Raw genomic sequence first — 1,322 nt, forward strand, 5'->3', positions numbered from 1 at the left:
TATAGACGGTGAATTTGCTGATCTTGTAGCGCTTTGCAACAGCGCGCCAAGTTTCTCCATTAGCAATATCGTTAAGAATTTTTTGTCGGAATTGGCTGCAGTAGGTCATAGGATATGCTCAGTTTGTTTTTGATAATTCTACTATAAGTCGTTCTTTATATCTGCTTTGGATAGATTGGATTATAAGTGATTTGACTATATACAAAAGAATATTGATCAAGTTGTTCAATACAATGCAGATAGCTTAAATTTCAACCCGTATGTTAAATGGGGAACAGCTGTTGCATTATTGGGATTATTATCCTCTCAACCGGCGCTTGCCCAAGCATGGGCATCAAAAACCAATTCAGTTTTAGAGCAAGTCATCTCTGGACTGAAGATGTTGGGGCGCGGTATTGCAATATGCTGTCTTGTCTGGTCTGCATATCAGATTTGGTGAGGCGGTAAACGTCTCAGTGATATGACTAACTTTTCATCGGAGCAGCTATCTTCTTAGCCGCACCTGAATTAGTTGATCTATTTTTCACCTAATCATGAAAGAAAAATCAGAAGATTTCCTAGAAGCTCCCCTATTTAGGGGAGCAACAAAGCCAGTAATGTTTATTGGTGTTCCGATTAACGCTTTAGTGCTTGCCGTTTTGCCTTGTTTGATATTGATGATTTTAGTGTGGGGACAGTTGGGACTAAAAGCACTGGTTTTTTTGTTTCCGGCTGCATTGGCTATTCCAATTATGCGACAAATCACTAAGCAAGATGACCAATACTTAAATATGTGGTTTTTACAGCTGAGAGAATTTAATTGGCTCAGGAAAAACAAATTAAACAGTATTAGCGTTATTCCGCCAAGAGCTTTTCGCCATTCAAAATTTATTAACGATTAAAGAGGAAAAATGTCAGCAGATACTTTTGGCATGGACAAATTAATACCTTACAGCTCTCATGTAACCCCTGAGATTATTAAGCTACAAGGCGGTAACTATCTTATGTGTTTTCGCCTAAAAGGGATTAGTTATGTTGGTAAATCTCAAAGGGAGGTTGATGTCAGAGCATTACAAATTAATAAATTTTTCTCTCAATTACGCGCCCCCTATCGTTCAAATATTTATAGTCAAATCACTTATAATCCAATCTATCCAAAGCAGATATAAAGAACGACTTATAGTAGAATTATCAAAAACAAACTGAGCATATCCTATGACCTACTGTCGCCAATTCCGACAGAAAATTCTTAACGATATTGCTAATGGAGAAACTTGGCGCGCTGTTGCAAAGCGCTACAAGATCAGCAAATTCACCGTCTATAGCTGGATTAAAATCCCCAT

At 37.7% G+C, this 1,322-nt stretch carries 4 protein-coding genes; all 4 read left to right on the forward strand.

The window, feature by feature from the left end; translation table 11 throughout:
- Nucleotides 1-211 precede the first annotated feature (211 nt).
- Nucleotides 212-439, forward strand: coding sequence for a TrbC/VirB2 family protein (locus A5N85_RS17895; RefSeq protein ID WP_425451183.1), 228 nt, complete (start codon nt 212-214; stop codon nt 437-439).
- 94 nt (nt 440-533) lie between these two features.
- Nucleotides 534-881: a VirB3 family type IV secretion system protein gene (locus A5N85_RS13040; protein WP_072577579.1), complete on the forward strand. Its 348-nt coding sequence runs from the start codon at nt 534-536 to the stop codon at nt 879-881.
- A gap of 9 nt (nt 882-890) precedes the next feature.
- Entirely contained in the window at nt 891-1,148 is a 258-nt protein-coding gene (locus tag A5N85_RS13045; protein WP_072577580.1) for a hypothetical protein, read from the forward strand.
- 46 nt (nt 1,149-1,194) lie between these two features.
- Nucleotides 1,195-1,322 (forward strand): helix-turn-helix domain-containing protein (locus A5N85_RS17900; RefSeq protein WP_143143314.1); only part of this gene is annotated, 128 nt, incomplete at its 3' end.

It is taken from the genome of Suttonella ornithocola (assembly GCF_001889065.1).
Lineage (GTDB): Bacteria > Pseudomonadota > Gammaproteobacteria > Cardiobacteriales > Cardiobacteriaceae > Suttonella_A > Suttonella_A ornithocola.

Excerpts from the sequence above, each read along its gene's own strand:
- A5N85_RS13040 (WP_072577579.1), top strand. The coding sequence starts at position 534 with ATGAAAGAAAAATCAGAAGATTTCCTAGAAGCTCCCCTATTTAGGGGA.
- A5N85_RS13045 (WP_072577580.1), top strand. The coding sequence starts at position 891 with ATGTCAGCAGATACTTTTGGCATGGACAAATTAATACCTTACAGCTCT.